Source organism: Fictibacillus sp. WQ 8-8, assembly GCF_024494405.1.
Classification (GTDB): Bacteria; Bacillota; Bacilli; order Bacillales; family Fictibacillaceae; genus Fictibacillus_C; species Fictibacillus_C marinisediminis.
On sequence record NZ_JAMXKG010000001.1, the window covers coordinates 747,608 to 769,183 of the forward strand.

The following is a 21,576-nucleotide window of genomic DNA, read 5'->3' on the forward strand; positions in this document are numbered from 1 at the left end:
GACTGTTTTCCTGCAAAATTCGGGGAATTTCCCCGGAAATAGCGAGAAAAAGTTTGGGGATAAAAGTAGTGGTGCCAGGCACCTCCATTACACACTTGTGTAATTGGAGTGCCTGGCACCGTTTTTTGTTATTTCGTAATTAGATCCAAATCGACTGGAACGAACTTCTCTACCTTTTCGTCCTTGTTCACTTTGACCGCTGTTTGAACCGCCTCGGAACCGATCATGTCAGGCTTCTGTGCAACAGTTGCCGCCATCTTGCCTTCTTTGATTGCTTTTTGCGCATCGTCCGTTGCATCAAATCCGACAACAACGACGTCTTTCAAACCGGCCGCTTCCAATGCCTGAAGCGCTCCGAGCGCCATCTCATCGTTATGAGCAAACACCGCATCTACTTTTTTGTTGCCTTGCAGGATGTTTTCCATTACGTTCAATCCTTTAGCACGGTCAAAGCTTGCTGTTTGTTTTGCTACAACTTTAATGCCTTTTTCTTTATCGACTGCTTTATGGAAGCCTTCTCCACGCTCGCGCGCTGCAGAAGATCCAGAGATTCCTTCAAGCTCTACTACATTACCTTTTCCTTTAAGCTGCTTCGCGATATAGTCGCCGGCCATTTGGCCGCCTTTAACGTTATCTGATGCAATGTGAGAAACGACTTTTCCGCCTTCTGCACTGCGGTCAACCGTGATGACCGGAATGTTGGCGCTGTTCGCTGATTCAATCGCTGAAGAGATCGCTGCTGAATCTGTTGGGTTCACTAGAAGCACATCCACGCCTTGCTGGATCAAATCTTCGATGTCATTGACCTGCTTGGCAGAATCATCCTGTGCATCTACTGTTTTCAGCTGTACGCCAGCTTTCTTTGCTTCTTTTTCAGCCCCTTCTTTTAACGTAACAAAGAATGGGTTATTTAATGTTGAAACGGAAAGACCAATCTTTAGATCACCCTTGCCCTTTTTCTTGTTGTCATCTGTTCCCGGCGCTTTTGTGGAACAAGCCGTAAGCATCAAAGCCCCAATGACGAGAATAATTAAACCCTTAAACATATTTTTCATCGTAAATCCTCCCTTTTTTTTGTTTGCAGTTTGTTTGGTGCCAGGCACCGGCGTTACACAAGTGTGTAATTGCGGTGCCTGGCACCGAACCTCTGGCACCGAACCTCCTCGAATAATCTAAGCCGCCTTCTTCCGATCGATCAGCACTGCGAGCAGAATTACTCCGCCTTTAACCACCTGCTGATAGAAGGATGAAACGTTTAATAGGTTCAAGCCGTTGTTAAGTACACCAATGATGAGGGCACCGACTAATGTACCGAAAATCCATCCCTTACCACCGGAAAGGCTTGTCCCGCCCAGTACAACAGCTGCGATGGCATCGAGTTCATACGCTGTACCTGCCGTTGGCTGTGCAGAATTCAGACGTGACGTTAAAATGATGCCGGCAAACGCGGACAGCAACCCTGTCAGCGAGTAGATCATGACTTTGATTCGGCCGACTTTAATACCTGAAAGCAATGATGCTTCCTCGTTTCCACCGATTGCGTACGTTCTTCTTCCAAAGGTCGTCTTTTTCAGGATGAACCAGAGGACCGCGAACGCGAGCAGCATCCAGATGACCGGGAAAGGAATTCCAAGGAAATACCCACGTCCCATCAAGACAAAGCTCATATCATCCGAGAGGCCGGTGATCGGTTTTCCCTCGGTATAAACGAGCGTCAAACCTCGGAAAATGGTCATCGTCGCAAGTGTCGCGATGAACGGCGCCACTTTCCCTTTGCTGATAATGATTCCGTTGATGGCTCCCATTACAGTACCCGCAGCCAGACCTGCCAGCATTGCGAGAACTGGGTCTGTTCCGCCAGCCATCAGTCCGGCTGTGATCGCTCCGGACAGTGCCAGCATCGAACCAACGGAAAGGTCGATGCCTCCCGTTAAGATGACGAACGTCAGTCCAAACGCAATGAGCGCGTTAATGGAGACCTGCCGAAGCACGTTGAGGATATTCGTTAACGTGAAGAACTCCGGACTTAAGATGGATAGAACAATTAAGATAATGACGAGTCCAATGAGCGGACCGAGCTTCTGAAATATACTAATCTTTCGTGTTGAGGCTGACATGTTACATCCCTCCTGTTGCAGCATGCATGATTTTTTCCTGATCCGCTTCTTCGCGGTTGTGAATCCTGCTGATTTTTCCTTCATGAATGACGAGGATCCGGTCACTCATTCCTAAAATTTCCGGGAGCTCGGAGGATACCATAATGATGGACACTCCCTGCTCCGTCAGTTCATTCATAATCTGATAGATTTCTTTTTTCGCACCAACGTCCACACCACGGGTCGGCTCGTCCAAGATCAACACTTTCGGCTGATTGTTCACCCATTTTCCGATGACGATCTTTTGCTGATTTCCACCACTCAGCGATTTGACGATCTGTTCCCCGCCGGACGTTTTCACGTGGAGTTTTTTAATGAGCCGCTCCGTTTCTTTCTGTTCGGCACTTGCGGAGATCACACCGCCGTTTGACACCGCTTTCAAATTGGTTAGCGTGAAATTTTCACGAACGGTCATCCCTACAACAAGCCCTTTATCTTTGCGGTCCTCTGTGACAAAGGCCAATCCGGCCTCAATCGCATCTGATGGCTTCGAGATGTTCATCGGTTTGCCGTCGAGATAAACGCTGCCGCCATCCTTTTTCTTATAGCCGAAGATGGCTTCCATGATCTCGGTCCGGCCCGCACCCATCAAGCCTGCTACACCCAAAATTTCTCCCTGTTTGACATCAAAGTGAATGTCTTCGAAGTGCTCTTTTCTAGAAAGTCCTTCCACTCTCAGCCGTTCCGGGCCGATCTTCGCCTTCCGCTCAGGAAACCGCTCGCCAAGCTGTCGGCCGACCATCATTGAAACAATCTCATCAAAATTCGTTTCTTTAACGATTTTCGTACCGATAAAATCACCGTCACGAAGAACTGAGATCCGGTCACACATCTGGAAGATTTCCTCCATCCGGTGGGAGATGTAGACGATGCCGACGCCTTGCTTTTTCAGCTTTTCAATCACGGCAAAAAGCGCTTCGATTTCACGGTCGGTAAGTGCGGCTGTCGGTTCGTCCATGATGATGCAGTCCGAATTTGTTTCAAGCACTTTGGCGATCTCGATCATCTGCTGCTGTCCGACCGAAAGCTCGCCGGCAACCGCATCAGGATTGATTTCCACTCCGAGCTGCTGCAGTGCTTTTTTCGTTCGTTTTCGCATATCGGACGTCCGTAAAATGCCAGTCTTGCCGTACGTCAGCTCTTTTCCCAGGAAAAGATTTTCCGTCACGGTCAGGTAAGGAATGATATTCAGCTCCTGGTGCACGACGCCGATCCCCATCTCCTCTGCCTCTTTCGGATTGGAGAAATGTACGTCCTTCCCTTTTACTGTGATTGTCCCTTTGTCTCGTTCATAGATGCCGGCCATAATTTTCATCAGTGTTGATTTGCCTGCGCCGTTTTCTCCCATGAGAGCATGAACTTCGCCAGTCTGCACGTCAAAGCTCACATTTTTCAGCACATGAACATCTGAAAATGATTTATAGATACCTGTTAAATGAACAAGTGTCTTGTCACTCATTAGAAAATCACCCCCGCATGTAAAATGATGTTGGCATAAGGCGTTGTTTCACCCGTACGGATGACCGCTTTCGCATTCTTCGTTAATTCCTTGAACGTTTCATGAGAGACCATATTTTGCGCGGTGCCAGGCACCGCTTCGAGGACCTTGCTGAGATACGCTTCGTTCTCCTTCAATTCCTGAGCCAGCGTTACTTCCTCCACCTGCATGTCATCCGCGACCGCCTGCAGCGTTTCCAAAAAGCCTGGTGTACCCATCGTCAGGGCGATGTCGATGCGTTTAACATCGTCCGGAATCGGTAAGCCGCAGTCTGCGATGACAATCGTATCTGTGTGGCCCATTCGTGCGAGAACCGAAGCAATCTCGCTGTTCAATATCCCTTGTTTTTTCATCTGCACCACCTCTTCCTCATGCTGTCTTTTGATTAGAAAAAATTCCGGTTCAGCCGTTAACTGCGATGAACTGCTCTACCTCTGATTTGGTTGGCATGCCGGTCTGTGCACCGAGCTTTGTTGTCGAAAGGGCAGCAACCGCATTGCCAAATTTACAGGCTGCTTTCAGTGACAATCCTTGGCTTAACCCAACTGCTAATCCGCCGTTGAAGGAATCGCCAGCACCTGTCGTATCTTTAACATCCACCTTGTAAGAACGGACGTTGATTTCTTCTCCATCTTTATAAAAAGTAAGGCCATTTGAGCCCTTCGTTACGATGACCTTTTCCTTGATGAGCTGCTCATCGCGGCCTTGAAGCAGCAATTCGAGCTCGTGTTCATTCGGTGTGATGTAGTCGACTTCCCGAAGGAGTTCTTCAGGCAACTCCTGAATAGGAGCAGGATTCAGGACTACCTTTACGCCGTTTTCCTTGGCGATGCTCACTGCTTTCTGAACGCTTTCCAGCGGTATTTCAAGCTGAACAAGGAGAAAATCACTGCCGGCTATTATCTCACGCTTCTTCTCGACAAATTCAGGCGTCACTTGATGATTGGCGGCCGGCACGACGATGATGCTGTTATCACCTTCTGATACAAGGATGGTGGCTGTTCCCGTGGATCCGGAGACCTGCTCTACATCTGTTACGTCTACACCCTGCTTATTAAGGTGATTCACAAGCTCAGAGCCGAAAACATCGTCACCTACACAGCCCACCATTCGGACATCAGCTCCAAGTCTTGCGGCAGCCACCGCCTGGTTTGCCCCTTTTCCGCCAGGAATCGTTTTAAACTCCTGCCCGAGGAGCGTCTCCCCCATTTTCGGAACCTTGTTCGAAATCGTCACCAGATCCATGTTGATGCTTCCCACTACCGTAATCTTAGCTGCCATTGCTAGCCCACCTTTTTGTTTGATTGTGTTTGTTTCGGTGTCATTGATTCGGTGCCTGGCACCATCCTAGACCTTCCGCGTTGATTCTCGTTCGATTAGTTCAACATCCAATTCATAGAAGGTATTTTCCACTGGCTTTTTCTCAATGAGCTTCACAAGAAGATCAGCAACGATTGTTCCCATGTCGTAAATCGGCTGCCCAACAGTGGTCAGCTCTGGCGTTGTTGCTTCTGATAATGCAATACCGTCAAAGCCGATAATGGCCAACTCCTCGGGTACCTTCTTTCCGAACTGATGGGCTGCTTTGATCGCGCCGATGGCCATCACATCGTTGCCTGCAAAGATTCCGTCGATCTCAGGGTGGCGGTTCAGCAGCTGAAGTGTCGCCTTAATCGCTGTCTTCATATCATAGTTGCCGTCCTCGATATAGCTGCTGTCGAACCACAGTTCGCTTCCAACTTCTTCGAGATATCCGGCACGCCGCTCCATCGCGTTATCAATATGCTCAGGTCCGCTCAGATGGGCGATTCGTTTACATCCCATTCCCTTCAAAAAGCTAGCCGCTTTTTGTGCACCGCTTTTGTTTTTAACAACTACAGTAGGAATGTCTGCGTTGATTTTACGGTCGATGCTAACAACCGGAATGTTCAGCTGTTTCACTTTTTCAGCAGTCAGCGTATTGGAAGCGACAATAAGGCCGTCAACATACTTTTGAAGCAGAATCTCAAGATAGTCTTCTTCTTTTTCTGCGTTTTCATCGGTATTGCAGAAGACAACGTTATAGCCCAGCTTATGGGCCGTGTCTTCCACTGCCCTAGCAAGCTCCGGGAAAAATGGGTTAACTATATCTGGCACAATTAACCCGATGGTTTTCGATGTTTTTTTGTAAAGGCTTCGGGCTACCGCGTTTGGCTTGTAATTCAGCTGCTGGATCGCTGCATCAACCTTTTTCTTCGTATTTTCATTCACGTACCCATTGCTGTTCATCACCCTGGACACCGTCGCAACTGAAACACCTGCCTGTTTCGCGACGTCTTTAATGGTTGCCATAATCAAACACTCCGATAAAATGCTATTTATAAAGAAAGTTATGTTTTGAATGTCTACTCATATGTGTAACCGGTTACATACTGTTGTAATAAAAAATCGTCAATCTTGTGTAACCGGTTACACACAGTATAATTCCTCCTAATTAAGATGTCAAAGGGAAATTTTTTTAGGTGCCAGGCACTGTCGTTACACAAGTATGTAAAGGCGGTGCCTGGCACCACATCAATGGCACCACATCAACGACACCCTACCAATCTTTTAACATCAAACTTTCACTGCCAAACTTTATCCCTATTGACAAGAGCTCATCATCATAATAAGATAACTGACAGAATAGATAGAATTATCTGTTTATTTTTTGTTCCTATTCCAAAACTTAGTTTTATATTATAAAACAAATAAATCATTTACCTCTTTGTTTATACATAAAAGCCAGATTTTACGCTCTACTTTTTATCTTTTGAAAGCGCTGCCATTTTGGCGTTTTATAAAAAACAAGGAGGGATTGGGTATGGAAGCAAGACTTGAGACAAAGCAAGCTAAGCCGGTGAATTTCGCACGGAAGTTTCGCTGGACGGTTGTTGTTTGGTTGTTGATCGGGGGTATCATCAACTATCTTGACCGGGCGAATCTTTCCATAGCAGCTCCAGAAATGATGAAAGAACTCGGGCTTACTGCCACAGACATCGGATTGCTGGGAACCGTTTTTTCTTGGAGTTATGCGCTGATGCAGCTCCCTTCCGGCTGGCTGATCGACCGTTTCGGAACGAAAAGGGTCTATACAATCGCATTGATTTGGTGGAGCGGCGCTACCATGCTGACTGGGGCAGTACATAAAATGTCTACCTTTATCATGGCACGGGTTTTGCTTGGCGTCGGTGAAGCTCCATGTTTTCCGACCATGGCCAAGATTACTTCTTATTGGTTTCCGAAAAAGGAAAGAGGGCTTGCGACTGGGATATGGGACTCGTCCTCCAAGTGGGGACCCGCTATAGCACCGCCATTACTCGTTTTTCTCATGGTAACTTTTGGCTGGAGAGCCCTCTTTTATATCACGGGTGCCATCGGCATAGTTTTTGCCATCGGATTTTTCATCTTTTATAAAAATCCGGACAAAAGCCGCAAGCTTTCCGAGATGGAGCTGGAATATATACAATCGGAAGGCGCTGGTTCGGAACATAGCATTCAAACATCCAAAATTAAATGGGGAGAATTATTCAAGTATCGAAGCGTTTGGGGGATGATCCTTGGCTTTTTCTGTACCATTTGGATCTGGAATATCTTCCTTGTCTTTCTTCCTCTCTTTTTAACAAACGTCCATCATGTCTCATTGAAAGAACTGGGGATCTATGCCGGGATTCCATGGCTTGGCGGGATTTTCGGAAATATTTTCGGGGGATACCTTACGAAAAAGCTCGTGGATAAAGAAGTTACTTCACCCATTAAAGCAAAGCGTGCTCTCATAAGTATCAGTGCCATCTCTGCGGCCATAGTGGTTTGTGCCGTTCCGTTCGTGACAGGACTTGCCATGACGCTCACACTGTTAACGCTTGCTCTTTGTTTTATTTCAGCAATGACGGGAAGTGCATGGGCGCTTGCGGGTGATATCGCACCGCCTTCCATGGTTGCATCAGTCGGTGCCATTCAAAATTTCGGCGGCTATTTTGGAGGAGCCTTTTCCCCTGTCATAGCAGGAATGATTGTAGATGCTACAGGCTCCTACTCCCTTGCTTTTATCTCCGGCGGTCTGATCGCAGGCTGTGCGGCATTATGTTATTGGTTTATCGTCAAGAATCCTATTCAAGAATAAGGATAAGGAGGAGCGCTATTGAAACCGAAAGTTTTTCTCGCAAGACCTATCCCTGCTGAGGCAGAAGCGTATATTTCAGAGCATTGCATATACGAAAAATGGCAAGGTTCTGCACCGATAACGAGAAGTGAACTGCTAGAAAGGTTGGAGGATGCAGAAGGGCTGCTCATTACCGGGGAAAAGATTGATGATGAACTGCTGGATCATGCCCCAAAGCTAAGAGTCATCAGTAATATTTCCGTCGGTTATAACAATTTTGACCTTGAGTCCATGAAAAGAAGGAACATTATGGGTACGAATACCCCTGATGTTCTCAATGAAACGGTGGCTGATCTGGCTCTGGCCTTAATGCTTTCCGCAGCACGGCGCATCCCCGAGCTGGACAAGCTGGTGAAGGACGGGAAGTGGGAGGATCAAGACGATGAACCGCTCTTCGGTGTCGATGTTCACGGAAAAACATTGGGTATCATCGGCATGGGCAGAATTGGCGAGGCTATTGGAAAGCGCGCCAAATTCGGCTTTAATATGAACATTCAGTATCATAACCGGCACAGGAAACCTGGATCAGAAAAGATTCTGGATGCTGACTATGTCCCGCTGGAGGAATTGCTGCAAACTTCAGACTTCGTACTGTTAATGGTTCCTTTTACTCAGGAGACGAAGCACCTTATGGGTCAAGAGCAATTTGCACTCATGAAAAAATCCGCCATCTTCATCAACACTTCACGCGGACAGACGGTCGATGAAAACGCCTTGATCCAAGCTCTTCAAAACAAAGAAATCCTGGCTGCCGGTCTCGATGTATTTGACCAGGAACCCGTCTCAACAAGCAATCCGCTGTTGAAGCTTCCTAACGTGGTGACCCTGCCTCATATCGGTTCAGCGACTCACCAGACGAGGTTCGATATGGCCATGCTCGCTGCCAAAAACCTGGTCGCTGCAGTTACCGGAAACGAGCCTCCAAATATTGTCCAGGAACTAAAAAGCGGCATCATGCTGTAAACGGTAAACAGTGCCAGGCACCTCAATTACACACTTGTGTAATTTGTGGTGCCTGGCACCAATTTTTTAAAAAGCATACTTCTTGCTTACTATAAAATAAACCCATTGATGGATAATATTTTCCTATTTGTTTGTTACTGTAAAATGGTAGTGCAAAAAATAGCGAGAGGTGATGTGTTTTGATGAAGATGGTAAAAAAAATGCTGATTCTGATTGTTATGGTATTCACGCTAGCCGCAACACCAAGTTTATCGTACGCACAAACGCTGGGTAAGGGAAGTACAGGCAATGAGGTCAAGACCCTGCAGAGCCGCATGAAGAATGCAGGCTACTTTCATGGTCCTGTTACCGGCTATTATGGACCTCTCACAAAGTATGCTGTTGCTAATTTTCAGCTGGCCACTGGCATTGTACCTGACGGAGTTGCCGGCCCGCGCACATTCGGTAAGTTAAACGATGTCGAAATTATGGCAAGGGTAGTCAACGGAGAAGCGCGCGGGGAATCCTACCTTGGGAAAGTCGCCGTAGCTGCGGTCATCCTAAACCGCCTTGAAGATTCACGTTTTCCAAAAGATACGTTTAATGTCGTCTACCAGACCAACGCTTTCACTGCCGTCCATGATGGACAGTATAATATCTCTCCTAACTCTTCCGCCTATCGTGCTGCCATTGATGCCATGAAAGGCTGGGACCCTACACACGGTTCTATTTTCTATTACAATCCTCACCTTGCATCGAACAACTGGATCTTTTCACGCCCAAGCGTTACCCGAATCGGCAATCATATATTTGCTAAATAATATTTTGGTGCCAGGCACCAATTTTGTAACCCCACTTTTCGTATTGTCGAAATAAAATTTTTTATTACAAAGTAATTCGACACAATTTTCTGATATTTTTTGATAAATTATTAACTGCAGTCTAATATTGATGAAAAGGGGATAGAAATTTGAAGAAAAAGCTTGCTGTACTTTCAATGTGCTCAGCCCTGTCATTCTCACTGTTTTCGGGACTTGTTTCCCAGCCTGCCAGCGCTGAGGAATCAGCCTCACAGGTGCATTATCTTCTAACGTATAAAGGCAACAACGTCCCTTCCAACCTTTCTGCAAAAATTGAACAAGCCGGCGGTTCTGTGGAACGTGTCGTTGAGGAAATTGGTGTTGTAGAAGCCAAATCATCCTCCCCTGATTTTCTTGCCAAAGTGAAGGCAGATTCAAATGTACAAGCCGCGGACAAAGAATTGGAAGTTTATTTGGAAGACGATCCAAATCCAGCTGACGGACAACCCATTACATCCATTCCGCAGCCCGACTGGAACGATCCTAGCCAAAACTACCATGATCTCCAGTGGGATATAAAGAAGATCACGAACGATTTTAAATCCTATAAAATCAACAAAGGAAACCATAACACGGTCGTCGGGATCATCGACACCGGAATGGACTTCAATCACCCTGATTTAAAAGAAAATGCAGATCTTGCCGGCAGTAAAACCTTTGTGCCTGGCACGAAAGATGCCCGGGACCAAAACGGCCATGGAACACACGTAGCCGGTTCCATTGCTGGTAACGGTAAAGTATACGGCGTTGGCCCGAACTTAACCGTACGTTCGTACCGGGTTTTCGGTGCTACAGGCGGTGCCCAGCAATCATGGATTATCGATGCGATCGTGTCTGCAGCGAACGATGGAGTTGAGGTCATCAACATGAGCCTTGGCGGATGGCGCTGGATGGCAAACAATCTTGGCGACAAAGGCGATTCCGCTTCCATGGTTGCTTATCACCGTGCCATGCAGTACGCTACGCAAAAAGGTGTGACGGTTGTCGTTTCTGCCGGCAATGACTCCCGCAACTTGAACGACATCCATGATATGCAAGCTTACTGGAAGGAAACGTACGGATTGGATATTAAAGGGCCATCCCGTGTAGCACCTGCACAGGTTCCTGGAGTCGTAACAGTATCCTCTTCCAACGAGTGGTCTAAGGACAAAATTGCGTTCTATTCCAACTATGGAAGTGTGATTGATGTAGCAGCTCCTGGCGGTGACAACGGCCCGAAATACGATGCCCTATATCGCCAGGATCCAAAAGGAAACTATCTTGATAAGCGTGACTTTATGTACCGCGCATTCTCAACTTGGCCAACCTATCTGGCACCCTATGTAACAGGAAACTTAAAAGGTTATGCCCTTCTTCACGGTACTTCCATGGCTGCACCGAAAGTAGCCGGTATCGCAGCGGTCATCAAATCACAGCATCCTGAATATTCGCCAGCACAAGTTCAGGCCAAGCTGCGCCAGACAGCTGTCGATCTCGGAAAAGTGGGACAGGATCCACTATTCGGGTCTGGAGAAGCCAACATCTATAACGCATTAACGAAATAAAAAATTGGTGCCAGGCACCCGCTTTTGACATATGTCAAAGAGCGGTGCCTGGCACCAAATTTACTCCCCCTTATTTTACTTTCACATCCACCAGATCAGACATCTTCACTCGATGGACCTCGTGGTGGAAATCTACGATGCGCAGCTCTTTTTTATAGGAATCTACATAATGGACCTTCCCGATCAATAAATGAAAGTCCCCTTTTTCAAAAATGGTCATACACAGATCCAAATCCTCAGCCATCGCTTCACAGATCGTCTCTTCCATCAGCTCGTATTGCTGTTCATCCAGTTCCGGTTTTGTCTTCTTTTTCTGATCCCAGTCAAACTCCCTTAAACCCTTCACATGCTCAGGCATAAACATCCCTTGCCATTTCATCTTTCCGCGGTCACGAAGCATATTCATCACCTTCCTCACCCTATTATATGCGAATATATGTTCGGTTTATACTGAAAATAAATGGCAAATAATGCATGTCATTTGTGGAAACTTGTAAATTGAAGGCAACCAGCCTAATGAAGTGCCCAACCTTAGGCTCCAACCAATCCTGAGGAATGTGTAAATTTTAAAATATTTTTAAACAAACCTGTCATTTTCTGTTATATTAAAAAAGATATTGAAATTGGATAAAATACGATCATTAATGGCTTTTTATTATAAAGAAGAGGTTGATGAAATGGACAGACGTTCAGCAAAACAGCAGCGCAAGAAAAAGCGCACGGGCTTAAAAGTTACACTGATTATACTTGGAGTTCTCTTGCTCATTGGAGCAGGCGGATTCTACTATGTTTATGGTTCGGTGAAAAATACGGCCAACAAAATGCATGATAATTCTGCGTGGGACGGTTCCTCCAAACGAAAGGAAGAGCTTACTCCTTCTAAAGGGGACCCGCTTTCCATCTTGATTTTGGGTGTCGATGAACGGCAAGGTGACCGCGGCCGATCCGATACACTCATCCTTGTCACAGTGAACCCGAATACGAACAAAATGGTTATGACCAGCATCCCTCGTGATACTCGAACAGATATCATTGGAAAAGGCCGAGAAGATAAAATCAACCATGCGTATGCATTTGGCGGAACAAAAATGGCGATCAAGACCGTTGAAAACTTCCTGGACGTGCCCGTCGATTATTTCGTAAAAGTAAACATGGAAAGCTTCAAAGGAATCGTGGATGCCCTTGGAGGCGTCACTGTAGATAACGAACGTCTGGCGTTTAATTACGATGGCTACTCGTTCCCTAAAGGCGAGCTGAAGCTGTCCGGAAAAGAAGCGCTTGCTTATACCCGTATGAGAAAACAGGATCCACAGGGTGACTTTGGCCGTAACGAACGCCAGCGCCAGGTGATCAGCGCAATCATCAACGAAGGAGCTCAAATTTCTTCGGTTACAAAGATGGGCGACATTCTGGACGTAGTCGGCACTAATGTAAAAACAAACATGACGTTTGACGAAATGAAAGACATTCAATCGAAGTATAAAGGCGCACGTAAAAATGTAGAAAACATCGAGATCAAAGGCCAAGGCCAGCGAATCGGCGGCATTTACTACCTCATCGTGCCGGAAGACGAGAAAACCAAGATTCAAACCACGTTAAAAGAACAGCTCGAACTTTAAGATGACAGCAGTGATCCTTGCAGGAGGGTCGCTGCTTTTTTTATGCTAAACTATTTATATAGAAATATTTTACAAAAGGGGTGCCTCTCATGCATTTAAACTATGACTACAAACAAAAAGAAAAACGAAACGGAACCAGCTACATTAAAGTCCGGGATAAAGAAGAAAATGCCTTATTTGAAGCTGAACACAAAGGCAATCAAGTGGTTTTGACGACGTACTGGCGAAACGAAAAAACGACTTGCTTTTCCATGCCTGTTGAGCTTGTTTGAGAAACTGTATCGTGATCCAGGTATTTCGGAATAGGTCTTTCCCTAAGGCTCTTTTCTAAAAGATTGTTGCTTTGGGAATCTTTTTGTAAATAGGCTTCATTGACAAGTTGATTGGAGTGCAAGGTGCGAGACTCCTGTGGGACTAGCGGGACAGGTGAGACCCACCGGCGCTGGCGCCGGTAAGGCTCACCGCCCGCCCCGCGGAAAGCGAGCATCCTGAAACGGAAATCAACCACTCTCAAAAGCAACAAAGGTTACGAAAACAGCTTTCCTAAAGAACTTCTGTCAAAAGAAGGATTTACATGTAAATTTATGGAATAAATTGTAGTAATGAGGTACCAGATGTGCCTCCTTATTTATTCTTCTTTTGATCGGAGGCCATTGAAAACGGATGAAACGTATTTTCATAACTTTATTCACGTCCCTTCTCGGCATTTTGCTGATGGGCGCCATCCCGTTTGCTTTTAACGGGACATCGTTTAAGATCTCGTCATACAGCGAGGGGTTGAAGATGCTGCTCAGCAGCCTGACCCATCCCTTTAATATCATGTATCCAGCCGAAGCCACATCACGAACCCTCTTCCCAGATATTTTAGAACCCTACATTTACTCGATGATTGTCCTTTTTTCAGCGCTTTTTCTCGCCATTATTGTGGCGCTCGCCCTCAGCATCCTGATCTCACTGCTTCCAAAGCCACTGTATAAAGCGTCTAAAGCTGTTTTGTTTATCTTTGAATCTTTGCCCGATGTTCTGATCGCAGTTCTTGTGCAGTTCTTGATCATCTGGTTTTATAAAAAAACGAATATCTTGCTGTTTAATATTGCTTCCTGGGGCAATGAGCAGCCTTATACCCTGCCCATTCTCTGTCTGAGCGTATTGCCGATCATCCTCTCTTTGCGGATCTTGCTGTTTCATATGGAGGAGGAATGGGAGGAGCCTTATATTGAAAACGCAAAGTCAAAAGGTCTGACAAGGCTATACATACTGCTGCATCACGTCCTTCCCAACACATTGGTTCACTTTTTTCATCAGTCCAAGATGATTCTTTGGTTCATGCTCTCCAACCTGCTCGTCATTGAGATATTATTTAACATTTACGGCATAACGAATTTTGTTTACCGGCACGGAAATCCTGCGGTCTTTACGATTGCTTCGATGCTGGTGTTCATCCCGATGTATGCCTTTTTTGTCCTTGGCTCCATGTGGACGAATAAATGGGCCGTTCAAAACGAAATGGCCGCCACCGCCGCAGTACAATCTTCTTTTAGCTTCCAGCCCTACTGGCTGATCATCAAGCGCTTTTTGCTGCGAATAGTGAGCCCGCTTCGGTATATTGGAGCTCAGCCACTGTTTGTTACCGGTTTTTGTATCATTGGGTCCTTGCTCGCCCTGAGTATGATTCACAATTATGCGTTTGATAACGAGATTCCGAAAACACAAGTGCTGTATGCAAAGGACGGAATTACAGCTCTAGGAAGATCACCCTTTGAGCCTTCTTCGCAGTTTTGGTTCGGTACCGATCAATTCGGCAGCGAACTTCTGTATAAAATCGTGTCAGGCGCGAAGTACACGCTCGGGCTTGCCTTTTTCATCAGTCTGACCCGGCTCTTGTTCTCGTTTGCTGGCGGCTATCTGTTTTTTGCGATGAATCCCAGGTTTAAAGAGTGGCTGAAAGGTATAGTCGATTCCACCCACTATGTACCTGTTGCCCTGCTCTGCTACTTCATTTTGTTTCCGGTCGTACTTTCTGAAGGACTGACATTTTGGCAAAAAGGCATGTTCCATATCATGATTCTTACTCTGGTGGCAGTGCCTGCTATTTCAGTAATGATCGGTTCAGAATTGGAGCTGATCTCCAATAAAGAATTTGTTTCAAGTGCGCGTGTTTTGGGCGGGGGCCGTTTTCATGTTTTTTACAAGCATCTCCTCCCGCATATGCTGCCAAAGCTCTCTTTCATCTACATCCAGCAGATCATGTACGTCTTGATCTTGTTCGCACATCTTGGGCTTCTGCAAATGTTCTTCGGGGGAACGGTTCTGGAAGAATATACGATGCAGGGCGGCGACTATATCCCGATTTCCATGTCCAACGAATGGTCGGGACTGATCGGTTCCTATTACCGACAGATGCTGCTGCGTCCGTATCTTATCATTATCCCTGTTGTGTTTTTTGCCGTTGCCATTATTGGGGTTAACCTCATGCTGGAAGGGCTGAAAAAAGCAATCGAAGATCTTCAGTGGGGACGAAAGAAATTTTTCCATCCCGCTTCTATCGTGATTGTAGCTGTTGCTGTCGTCTTTTGTTACTTTGCCGTCCACAAGTTTTCTGATGATTTTACGGAAAAAAAAGCAATCGCTGCCGCACAGAAAAAGCCGGTCGTGAAGATTCCAATTGTGGAATTGGACAAAGAAACTCTGGACAGGTTTGAAGACGGGGAAATGAATGGTGTAAAGGATTTATATTATGTTGGTTCATTTTTGGATCGCGACACGCTAAAGTGGGGATATGGCAAACCCATAAAAACAAAAGAATATGAGAAGCGAACGGACTACTATTATAAAGAAGACGGTTACCAGATTATCCTTTCTTCCGGCTTCAATCGCCGGGTTTCAAGGATTCAGGTCCAGTACGACAGCACGCGTGAGGATATTCTAAAGGCTATGAAAAAAAGCCAAACGAGCAATCGAAAAAAACATTGGATTATCTTAGAGGGGACTACCTCGTACGTTTTACCGAGTCCTCCCCCGATCACTGGTGGATCAGTATCCAGGATCAGTACTATTTTAGATAATGACGAAAGCCGCTCCGGGAAGATCTCCGTGGCGGCCTTTTTCAGTTAAACCGTTGCTTTTCGAAGGAGTAAATAGGACAGGACTGTCAGACTGGAGAGCTTTACTGGCTCCACAGTTCTTTTGAAATAAATGGGGCGAATCCTGTCGTTTGGTGTCGCTCATAAACGGTTTGAAAATAAATGAGTCATTTTTGAACAAAAACCCTATAAATTTGAAAATAAAATATCTGGGGCGAAGACTTCGCATGTAAAAAGAGCCGATTCAGTGCTCGCTTTCGCCGCAAGAGTAACCACTGAGGTAAAATTTACTCAAAATCATTCATAAAAGAGCCTATTGCTTCCCGGTTGCGTTGATTTCCACAAAAAACTTAGGCAGAATGCTCTGCCAGATCTTTTTATTATCGAAAACAGGAATTTATTATCGAAATTCTGATTTTATTATTGAAAACACCGATATATTATCGAAAAGTCCACTTTTATTATCGAACGGTTTATCAACGACACCCCGCAACATAAAAAAAGCCTGCAGCCCTTTTGATTCGGGACTGCAAGCTTCATTTATTCAGGAAACTCACTTTTCTTTTCCGCCAGCTTTCTGTGCAGCTCCTCTTCTTCCTCTGAAACATAGCCTTTATGAAGGAGGGAGTTGATTTTATGGTGCTGAAAATAGATGGTGTTGTTGCCGTCGATATGTCCGCCAGGGTAAAAACAACCGATGTAATCAAAAAGCACTTCACCTTCTCCGGCGGATTGAAGCCTTCCGTAGATCATCACCGGCCGGTCGGTGTTTTCCAGGGTGATCACTGATCCGATGGGCAATGGGAAATTCTCTGTCATGGGTCGGCCTCCTTCTTTATGGGCTACTTTCCTCTTCTATCCTTTGTTTAATCCTAAAAACGAAAATGTTTACGATTTTTACAAAGTCGCTGTGAAAAAGGGTGAAAGGAAACGGAATAAGATAAAAGAAACCATACAACGCTGGGTTGTACGGAATCAGCCATTAAATCTTCCCATCATAATGGTGTTATAGTATTTACCATCAGAAAGGATCTTGTCATTTTTTAATACTCCTTCTATTTCAAAGCCAAGTTTTTCATAAAGATGAACGGCGTTCTCATTTGTTTCTAATACATTCAATGTGATTTTTTTAATTTCATTGGAGTCCGCCCAGGCTATCGATTCTTTTAAAAGATTTCTTCCAATACCATATCCCCAAAACTCTTTTAAAATGCATATTCCAAATTCGACTTTATGGGAGAAACGAGTTAACGGATTTCCCTCGCACCTTGAAAACCCGACGATTCGATCATCAACTGCCGCAACTAAAAATAAGCTCGTTTTATTTTCACGATCTGTTTGAATGATTTGTTCAAATCCTGATGCATCGATGAATGCCTCGCCTTTTTCTCTGTCTAAATTTTCGGTCTCTCCATCAATCTGCACTCTTAAATCAGAGAGTTCTTTTGCATCCTTATCCATTGCAGACCTGATCGTGTAATCTAACCCCTTAACATGAAATTCTTTTTTGCTAACGATCATGATACGTATCCCCCCCCTGTACTTAATTAACTTGTTTACCAATTAATTACACTCCAACAAGAATAACTAATAATGAAAAAAGCCGCAAGCACTGATGCTCGCGGTTTCTTTTACCATTTATAATTGTAAATTTTCCAAGCGGCTTTGGAACTGGATTTTGAGAGATAGAGAGCTTGGCGGTAGGTGTTCATATCATCTTTGTGATATTGATAGACTTTCAAATACCACTTGCCGTTCTTCGAATAATACGTAACGGAAGGCTTTTTAGGCGCCTCTTTCCCGCTCCAGTCAAATCCCCAGATTCTGTACGCTGGAAAGTCTGTCGCGAGCCACTCATAGAGTTTGTTGCCTTTTTTATCTTTTTTGTAGGACGCCATGTCATATTTTATGAGTTTGTCGATGTAGGCAGACGTGTGGGTGGGTGACAGTATCTGATGAATCTGCTTTTTCGTATACGCTTTGTTGCTTGCTATCTTGTTCTGCAGGCTGATGGCTTTGTCTGTGATGTTTTTTGCTTCTGTACGGAACATCGTGTGGTAGAACCTCAAGTATTTTGTGGCAACATAGCCGTTTTTCTTGTTGTATTTATTTGATCTTGGACCATCCGCTTTTCGTTTGGGAATAGATGGTCAGCCTGGTGTTGTCTTTATGGGACCCGATCACTTTATACTGTGTTCCTGGTCCGCTTCTGACGTTTAGCTTGCCTGATGTAACATCCACATAGGCGATTTTTGCAGGTGAGGCTTGCGCAATTTGGGACGGAAAAAGAGAAGTGACGAGCCCGATGGCCAGCAATAGAATCACTACGATTTTTAGAAAGCCCTTTTTCATGCCGGATTTTTCCTCCCTTAAGGTTTGGTATGGACATGCCTTATCGTTCCATCGTATGCTGTATGACTTTTTATTATGTAAAAATATAGAAACAATAACCAGCTTTTTCATTCCCTATTTTTTGATATTATAGTCCACAAAAAAAAACGACGAAATTTAATCAATTCGCCGCTCTACTTGTTTAGGATTTGGCTGACTCTGTTTTGCATGGATGCGATGACGGTTTTCTTGTACTTGACAGCAAGCAGCAAAACTTTGATCTGCTGGGGCCGCGACAGTTTTTTAAAGCGAGGTTCCTTCATTAAAAAAGATCGGACGATGGACCAGCTTTTCGGATGCATTGGAAAATCATCGATCGGCTGCCGGCCGCTGAAACGTGTGAGCCACGTTTTGAGGCTGGATGGTTCATCGATAATGCACGGAGCGTATTTGTTTTTCGTATGTTTTTTCAGATAATCCAGCCGGTCCTGTCCGCTAACCACTACATAATGACCGTCTTTTTTACTCTTTTGGACCACGAGCACATGCATGCAGTCCCACATGATTGTACGGAGCTTCTTTAAATGCTCCGTTATTTTTATGGAGATGCCGGGTTTGATGCTGCTCAGAGGGATGTATTGCACGGTAAACTTCATGTTCTGCCTCCTCCAATGGATGAGTGAGCGTAATGTTTCTTAGGCAGTATATGAAAAGACTGGGCGGATGGTACTTTGACTTTGGATGACAGAATCGAATGGTTCGCCGCCCTTCTCTTTGGCCATAATGGTAAGGATTCTAGAAATGAGGGGGTGAGGTTGTGAGGCGAAAAACTATCTGGGTGTTAAGCATACTCTTTATGATCTTCATGCTTGTCCTGTTCATCGTTTACCTCATCAAGGGAGATTCGTCTCGCTGGCAGGTCGCTTTAGGTGGTGTCGCGGTTAGTGCGCTGCCGCTTTTGCTGCTGCGGTTAAAACAGATTCCTTTTAATACCGCCCTTATTATTGGATATTATCTGTTTCTTTTTTGTACTACGTATTTGGGCTCTATTGCGAGTTTTTATCTGCATTTCAAATGGTGGGATTCGACGCTTCACCTTTATAAAGGAGTTTATGTCGGTTTCGCCGCCATAACGTTATATCACGTTTTATTGCCGGGACGGGTACGGCAGGAAGCCTCTCCTTGGCTGCTTTTTCTCTTCGTCTTTTCCCTTCCCGTGATTGCGACCGTGTTTTGGGAGACCTATGAGTTCGTGGGCGATCAGTTCTTCACCCACACGATGCAGATGGGCGGAAACAAAGACACGATGCTCGATATCATCTTCGGCATGGCGGGCGGTCTGGTCGTGGCGGTTTATGCAAGGGTGCGGCGGGGAAGAGTTTCATAGCCGGTGCCACATAGTCGGTGCCAGGCACCGGCGTTACATACTTGTGTAATTGCGGTGTCAGGCACCGTTTAAGGGAGGTTGTTGTATGTGGAGTGCAGCCATGTGGGGAGGCATTTCCGGCTCTGCTGTTTTACTGGGTGCTATAGCAGCTATGGCATTCCCCATCAAAAAGAAAATCATCGGCTTCATCATGGCGTTTGGGACGGGTGTGTTGATCGGCGCAGCCACATATGAACTGCTGGGAGAATCCGTTCATTCTGGAGGTTTGTTTCCAACATCGATGGGATTTGTAACCGGTGCGGTTGTGTTTACGGTGCTGGATCTCATTGTTTCCCGGAAAGGGGCACACAAAAGGAAACGGTCTGCCGGCCAGGATGGAGCACCCAGCGGCTCCGGCCTTGCGATCTTTATCGGAACCGTGATGGACGCCATACCTGAATCCATTATTATCGGGGCCAGTCTCATTGAAAATAACAGTGTCAGCTGGCTGCTCGTCATCGCTATCTTTATCAGTAATATACCTGAGGGGCTGTCGAGTACGTCCGGGATGCTGAATAGCAATGTGAGCAAACAGAAGATCCTCGTCCTCTGGATTACGGTGCTGGTGATCTCAGCCTTCTGTTCATGGGCGGGATATCTATTTCTGGAAGGTGCTTCTGAAGAACTCATGGCTATCATCGCTTCCTTTGCAGCAGGCGGCATCATCACCATGGTCGGCTCGACAATGCTGCCTGAAGCTTTTGAAGAAGGAGGCTCACTCGTTGGCCTGCTCGCCTCCATCGGTTTGCTCGCTTCTCTCATTTTGACAAAAATTTAATCATGTCATGTGGTGTAAGTCCTTGGTAGTATGGCAGTGCCAGGCACCGCTCTTTGATAAAGTTCAAAAGCGGAAGCCAATATAAAATAAAGGGCCCTTTCTCAATGAGAAAGAGCCCTTTATTTTACTCGGCACTATTTGTGTTATTTTTAGCTATTCGCGCGCCTGCCACTGAACTTGCCTACCGCTACAACAAGAATAGCGAGTGCAATCGGCAAGACGAGATGAAGGTTAAAATGAACTCCCTCTAAGTAATGACCGACAGCCTTGTCCTTTAACATCATTTCGCCAGCTGTGTAGCCTAAGAGTGCAGCACCAATGATGATGATGATTGGGAATTTCGCCATGATCTTCATAAGCAGCTGGCTTCCCCAAATGATTAACGGAATACTGATGATCAAACCAAGTATGATGAGTACAATGTTTCCGTTCGCTGCTCCCGCCACGGCTACAATGTTATCCAGACTCATGACCAAGTCAGCGATAATAATCGTTTTGATGGCCCCGGACAAGCTGGAATTTGCCTCAATGTCTTCATCTTCTTCTCCCTTTAAAAGGCTGATGGCGATCCATAAAAGCAGCAGTCCGCCAGCAAAGTTCAAGAAAGGGATCTTCAGTAAGTATACTGCAACAAATGTTAAAACGACCCTTAGAAATACCGCCCCAAACGTACCAAAGAAAATCGCCTTGTTTCTGTGCCGCTCCTCTAGGTTACGGCAGGCGAGTGCGATAACAACCGCGTTATCTCCGCTCAACACAATATTTATAAGGAGGATTTCCAAGAGATTTACCAATAAATTATCCATGAAACCACCTTATCTATAACAATTAATTTTTCTATTACCACATTATAATAGTTTACCATTTTTTATTCTATATCATAACTGTTTTGTTCATAAAAACTATTTTTGAGGATTTGGACTGCGGTGCCTGGCACCGCACAGATGAAATTTCATCATACCTCAACATTATTAAACACCACTTAATAACATCTTGTAATACTAATGGCTAATTGATTTAACTAGTTCACCCCTCCCCTTTACACTTTGTTTATTAAAATAGCTCTACGAACTAGAGTTAAAAATGAACACACTGCAAGGCTGCAGCAAAAACGGCGGTTTATGTAGTTGCAATCTCTTCATAGGTTTTTCATTAGACT

The 21,576-nt window shown here is 45.4% G+C and carries 22 protein-coding genes; 9 read left to right on the forward strand and 13 right to left on the reverse strand.

Features of this window, described 5'->3' with window-relative positions:
- Positions 1-128: 128 nt before the first annotated feature.
- From rbsB to M1K46_RS03670, 6 genes are all read right to left on the reverse strand, one after another.
- A complete protein-coding gene (gene rbsB / locus M1K46_RS03645) occupies positions 129-1,055 on the reverse strand; it encodes a ribose ABC transporter substrate-binding protein RbsB (protein WP_091010161.1) in 927 nt (308 codons plus the stop codon).
- A 117-nt stretch (positions 1,056-1,172) separates the two neighbouring features.
- Positions 1,173-2,117 (reverse strand): ribose ABC transporter permease, encoded by a 945-nt coding sequence (gene rbsC, locus M1K46_RS03650; protein WP_062237196.1) that lies wholly within the window; start codon positions 2,115-2,117, stop codon positions 1,173-1,175.
- 1 nt (position 2,118) lies between these two features.
- Entirely contained in the window at positions 2,119-3,615 is a 1,497-nt protein-coding gene (locus tag M1K46_RS03655) for a sugar ABC transporter ATP-binding protein (protein WP_256224945.1), read from the reverse strand.
- The gene (rbsD, locus tag M1K46_RS03660; protein WP_062237193.1) at positions 3,615-4,007 is read right to left on the reverse strand and encodes a D-ribose pyranase; all 393 of its coding nucleotides are present in this window, start codon (positions 4,005-4,007) and stop codon (positions 3,615-3,617) included. The genes M1K46_RS03655 and rbsD overlap by 1 nt, the downstream gene beginning before the upstream one ends.
- A gap of 49 nt (positions 4,008-4,056) precedes the next feature.
- Complete coding sequence (rbsK, locus tag M1K46_RS03665) at positions 4,057-4,935, reverse strand: ribokinase (RefSeq protein ID WP_256224946.1); 879 nt, start codon at positions 4,933-4,935, stop codon at positions 4,057-4,059.
- Between the two features lie 66 nt (positions 4,936-5,001).
- Positions 5,002-5,985, reverse strand: coding sequence for a LacI family DNA-binding transcriptional regulator (locus M1K46_RS03670; protein WP_256224947.1), 984 nt, complete (start codon positions 5,983-5,985; stop codon positions 5,002-5,004).
- 511 nt (positions 5,986-6,496) lie between these two features.
- Here M1K46_RS03670 and M1K46_RS03675 point away from each other — a divergent pair.
- The 4 genes from M1K46_RS03675 to M1K46_RS03690 all read left to right on the forward strand — a co-directional run bounded on the left by M1K46_RS03675 (position 6,497) and on the right by M1K46_RS03690 (position 11,180).
- Positions 6,497-7,795: an MFS transporter gene (locus M1K46_RS03675; RefSeq protein WP_256224948.1), complete on the forward strand. Its 1,299-nt coding sequence runs from the start codon at positions 6,497-6,499 to the stop codon at positions 7,793-7,795.
- Positions 7,796-7,813: 18 nt separating this feature from the next.
- On the forward strand, positions 7,814-8,797 hold the full coding sequence (locus M1K46_RS03680; protein ID WP_256224949.1) for a 2-hydroxyacid dehydrogenase: 984 nt from the start codon (positions 7,814-7,816) through the stop codon (positions 8,795-8,797).
- 182 nt (positions 8,798-8,979) lie between these two features.
- Positions 8,980-9,597 (forward strand): cell wall hydrolase, encoded by a 618-nt coding sequence (locus M1K46_RS03685; protein ID WP_256224950.1) that lies wholly within the window; start codon positions 8,980-8,982, stop codon positions 9,595-9,597.
- A 149-nt stretch (positions 9,598-9,746) separates the two neighbouring features.
- Positions 9,747-11,180 carry a S8 family serine peptidase gene (locus tag M1K46_RS03690; RefSeq protein WP_256224951.1) on the forward strand — a complete coding sequence of 478 codons (1,434 nt, stop codon included), beginning with the start codon at positions 9,747-9,749 and terminating at the stop codon, positions 11,178-11,180.
- Positions 11,181-11,250: 70 nt separating this feature from the next.
- Here M1K46_RS03690 and M1K46_RS03695 read toward each other — a convergent pair whose 3' ends face one another.
- A complete protein-coding gene (locus M1K46_RS03695; RefSeq protein ID WP_256224953.1) occupies positions 11,251-11,586 on the reverse strand; it encodes a YolD-like family protein in 336 nt (111 codons plus the stop codon).
- A gap of 271 nt (positions 11,587-11,857) precedes the next feature.
- Here M1K46_RS03695 and M1K46_RS03700 point away from each other — a divergent pair, with 271 nt between their 5' ends.
- From M1K46_RS03700 to M1K46_RS03710, 3 genes are all read left to right on the forward strand, one after another.
- Positions 11,858-12,799 (forward strand): LytR family transcriptional regulator, encoded by a 942-nt coding sequence (locus M1K46_RS03700; protein WP_256224954.1) that lies wholly within the window; start codon positions 11,858-11,860, stop codon positions 12,797-12,799.
- 89 nt (positions 12,800-12,888) lie between these two features.
- Positions 12,889-13,071: a hypothetical protein gene (locus M1K46_RS03705; RefSeq protein WP_309144567.1), complete on the forward strand. Its 183-nt coding sequence runs from the start codon at positions 12,889-12,891 to the stop codon at positions 13,069-13,071.
- A gap of 391 nt (positions 13,072-13,462) precedes the next feature.
- A complete protein-coding gene (locus M1K46_RS03710) occupies positions 13,463-15,913 on the forward strand; it encodes an ABC transporter permease subunit (protein WP_256224955.1) in 2,451 nt (816 codons plus the stop codon).
- A gap of 509 nt (positions 15,914-16,422) precedes the next feature.
- On the opposite strand, the gene M1K46_RS03715 is transcribed toward M1K46_RS03710, so the two are convergent.
- The 5 genes from M1K46_RS03715 to M1K46_RS03735 all read right to left on the reverse strand — a co-directional run bounded on the left by M1K46_RS03715 (position 16,423) and on the right by M1K46_RS03735 (position 18,869).
- On the reverse strand, positions 16,423-16,701 hold the full coding sequence (locus tag M1K46_RS03715) for a DUF4176 domain-containing protein (RefSeq protein WP_053356604.1): 279 nt from the start codon (positions 16,699-16,701) through the stop codon (positions 16,423-16,425).
- A 156-nt stretch (positions 16,702-16,857) separates the two neighbouring features.
- On the reverse strand, positions 16,858-17,403 hold the full coding sequence (locus M1K46_RS03720; RefSeq protein WP_256224956.1) for a GNAT family N-acetyltransferase: 546 nt from the start codon (positions 17,401-17,403) through the stop codon (positions 16,858-16,860).
- A gap of 110 nt (positions 17,404-17,513) precedes the next feature.
- The gene (locus tag M1K46_RS03725) at positions 17,514-17,933 is read right to left on the reverse strand and encodes a hypothetical protein (protein WP_256224958.1); all 420 of its coding nucleotides are present in this window, start codon (positions 17,931-17,933) and stop codon (positions 17,514-17,516) included.
- Between the two features lie 55 nt (positions 17,934-17,988).
- The gene (locus tag M1K46_RS03730; protein WP_256224959.1) at positions 17,989-18,234 is read right to left on the reverse strand and encodes an SH3 domain-containing protein; all 246 of its coding nucleotides are present in this window, start codon (positions 18,232-18,234) and stop codon (positions 17,989-17,991) included.
- 173 nt (positions 18,235-18,407) lie between these two features.
- Entirely contained in the window at positions 18,408-18,869 is a 462-nt protein-coding gene (locus M1K46_RS03735; RefSeq protein WP_256224961.1) for a hypothetical protein, read from the reverse strand.
- 161 nt (positions 18,870-19,030) lie between these two features.
- Between M1K46_RS03735 and M1K46_RS03740 the strand changes: the two genes are divergently transcribed.
- Together M1K46_RS03740 and M1K46_RS03745 are read left to right on the forward strand one after the other, a co-directional pair.
- The gene (locus M1K46_RS03740; protein ID WP_256224962.1) at positions 19,031-19,600 is read left to right on the forward strand and encodes a membrane-spanning protein; all 570 of its coding nucleotides are present in this window, start codon (positions 19,031-19,033) and stop codon (positions 19,598-19,600) included.
- Between the two features lie 85 nt (positions 19,601-19,685).
- Positions 19,686-20,417 (forward strand): ZIP family metal transporter, encoded by a 732-nt coding sequence (locus M1K46_RS03745; RefSeq protein WP_256224963.1) that lies wholly within the window; start codon positions 19,686-19,688, stop codon positions 20,415-20,417.
- A 149-nt stretch (positions 20,418-20,566) separates the two neighbouring features.
- Here M1K46_RS03745 and M1K46_RS03750 read toward each other — a convergent pair whose 3' ends face one another.
- A complete protein-coding gene (locus tag M1K46_RS03750) occupies positions 20,567-21,223 on the reverse strand; it encodes a TerC family protein (protein ID WP_256224964.1) in 657 nt (218 codons plus the stop codon).
- Between the last annotated feature and the right edge of the window lie 353 nt (positions 21,224-21,576).

Coding starts and splice junctions, on each gene's coding strand:
- rbsB (WP_091010161.1), bottom strand. CDS start 1,055: ATGAAAAATATGTTTAAGGGTTTAATTATTCTCGTCATTGGGGCTTTG.
- rbsC (WP_062237196.1), bottom strand. CDS start 2,117: ATGTCAGCCTCAACACGAAAGATTAGTATATTTCAGAAGCTCGGTCCG.
- M1K46_RS03655 (WP_256224945.1), bottom strand. CDS start 3,615: ATGAGTGACAAGACACTTGTTCATTTAACAGGTATCTATAAATCATTT.
- rbsD (WP_062237193.1), bottom strand. CDS start 4,007: ATGAAAAAACAAGGGATATTGAACAGCGAGATTGCTTCGGTTCTCGCA.
- rbsK (WP_256224946.1), bottom strand. CDS start 4,935: ATGGCAGCTAAGATTACGGTAGTGGGAAGCATCAACATGGATCTGGTG.
- M1K46_RS03670 (WP_256224947.1), bottom strand. CDS start 5,985: ATGGCAACCATTAAAGACGTCGCGAAACAGGCAGGTGTTTCAGTTGCG.
- M1K46_RS03675 (WP_256224948.1), top strand. CDS start 6,497: ATGGAAGCAAGACTTGAGACAAAGCAAGCTAAGCCGGTGAATTTCGCA.
- M1K46_RS03685 (WP_256224950.1), top strand. CDS start 8,980: ATGAAGATGGTAAAAAAAATGCTGATTCTGATTGTTATGGTATTCACG.
- M1K46_RS03695 (WP_256224953.1), bottom strand. CDS start 11,586: ATGAATATGCTTCGTGACCGCGGAAAGATGAAATGGCAAGGGATGTTT.
- M1K46_RS03700 (WP_256224954.1), top strand. CDS start 11,858: ATGGACAGACGTTCAGCAAAACAGCAGCGCAAGAAAAAGCGCACGGGC.
- M1K46_RS03705 (WP_309144567.1), top strand. CDS start 12,889: ATGCATTTAAACTATGACTACAAACAAAAAGAAAAACGAAACGGAACC.
- M1K46_RS03710 (WP_256224955.1), top strand. CDS start 13,463: ATGAAACGTATTTTCATAACTTTATTCACGTCCCTTCTCGGCATTTTG.
- M1K46_RS03715 (WP_053356604.1), bottom strand. CDS start 16,701: ATGACAGAGAATTTCCCATTGCCCATCGGATCAGTGATCACCCTGGAA.
- M1K46_RS03720 (WP_256224956.1), bottom strand. CDS start 17,403: ATGATCGTTAGCAAAAAAGAATTTCATGTTAAGGGGTTAGATTACACG.
- M1K46_RS03725 (WP_256224958.1), bottom strand. CDS start 17,933: ATGTTCCGTACAGAAGCAAAAAACATCACAGACAAAGCCATCAGCCTG.
- M1K46_RS03730 (WP_256224959.1), bottom strand. CDS start 18,234: ATGAAAAAGGGCTTTCTAAAAATCGTAGTGATTCTATTGCTGGCCATC.
- M1K46_RS03735 (WP_256224961.1), bottom strand. CDS start 18,869: ATGAAGTTTACCGTGCAATACATCCCTCTGAGCAGCATCAAACCCGGC.
- M1K46_RS03745 (WP_256224963.1), top strand. CDS start 19,686: ATGTGGAGTGCAGCCATGTGGGGAGGCATTTCCGGCTCTGCTGTTTTA.
- M1K46_RS03750 (WP_256224964.1), bottom strand. CDS start 21,223: ATGGATAATTTATTGGTAAATCTCTTGGAAATCCTCCTTATAAATATT.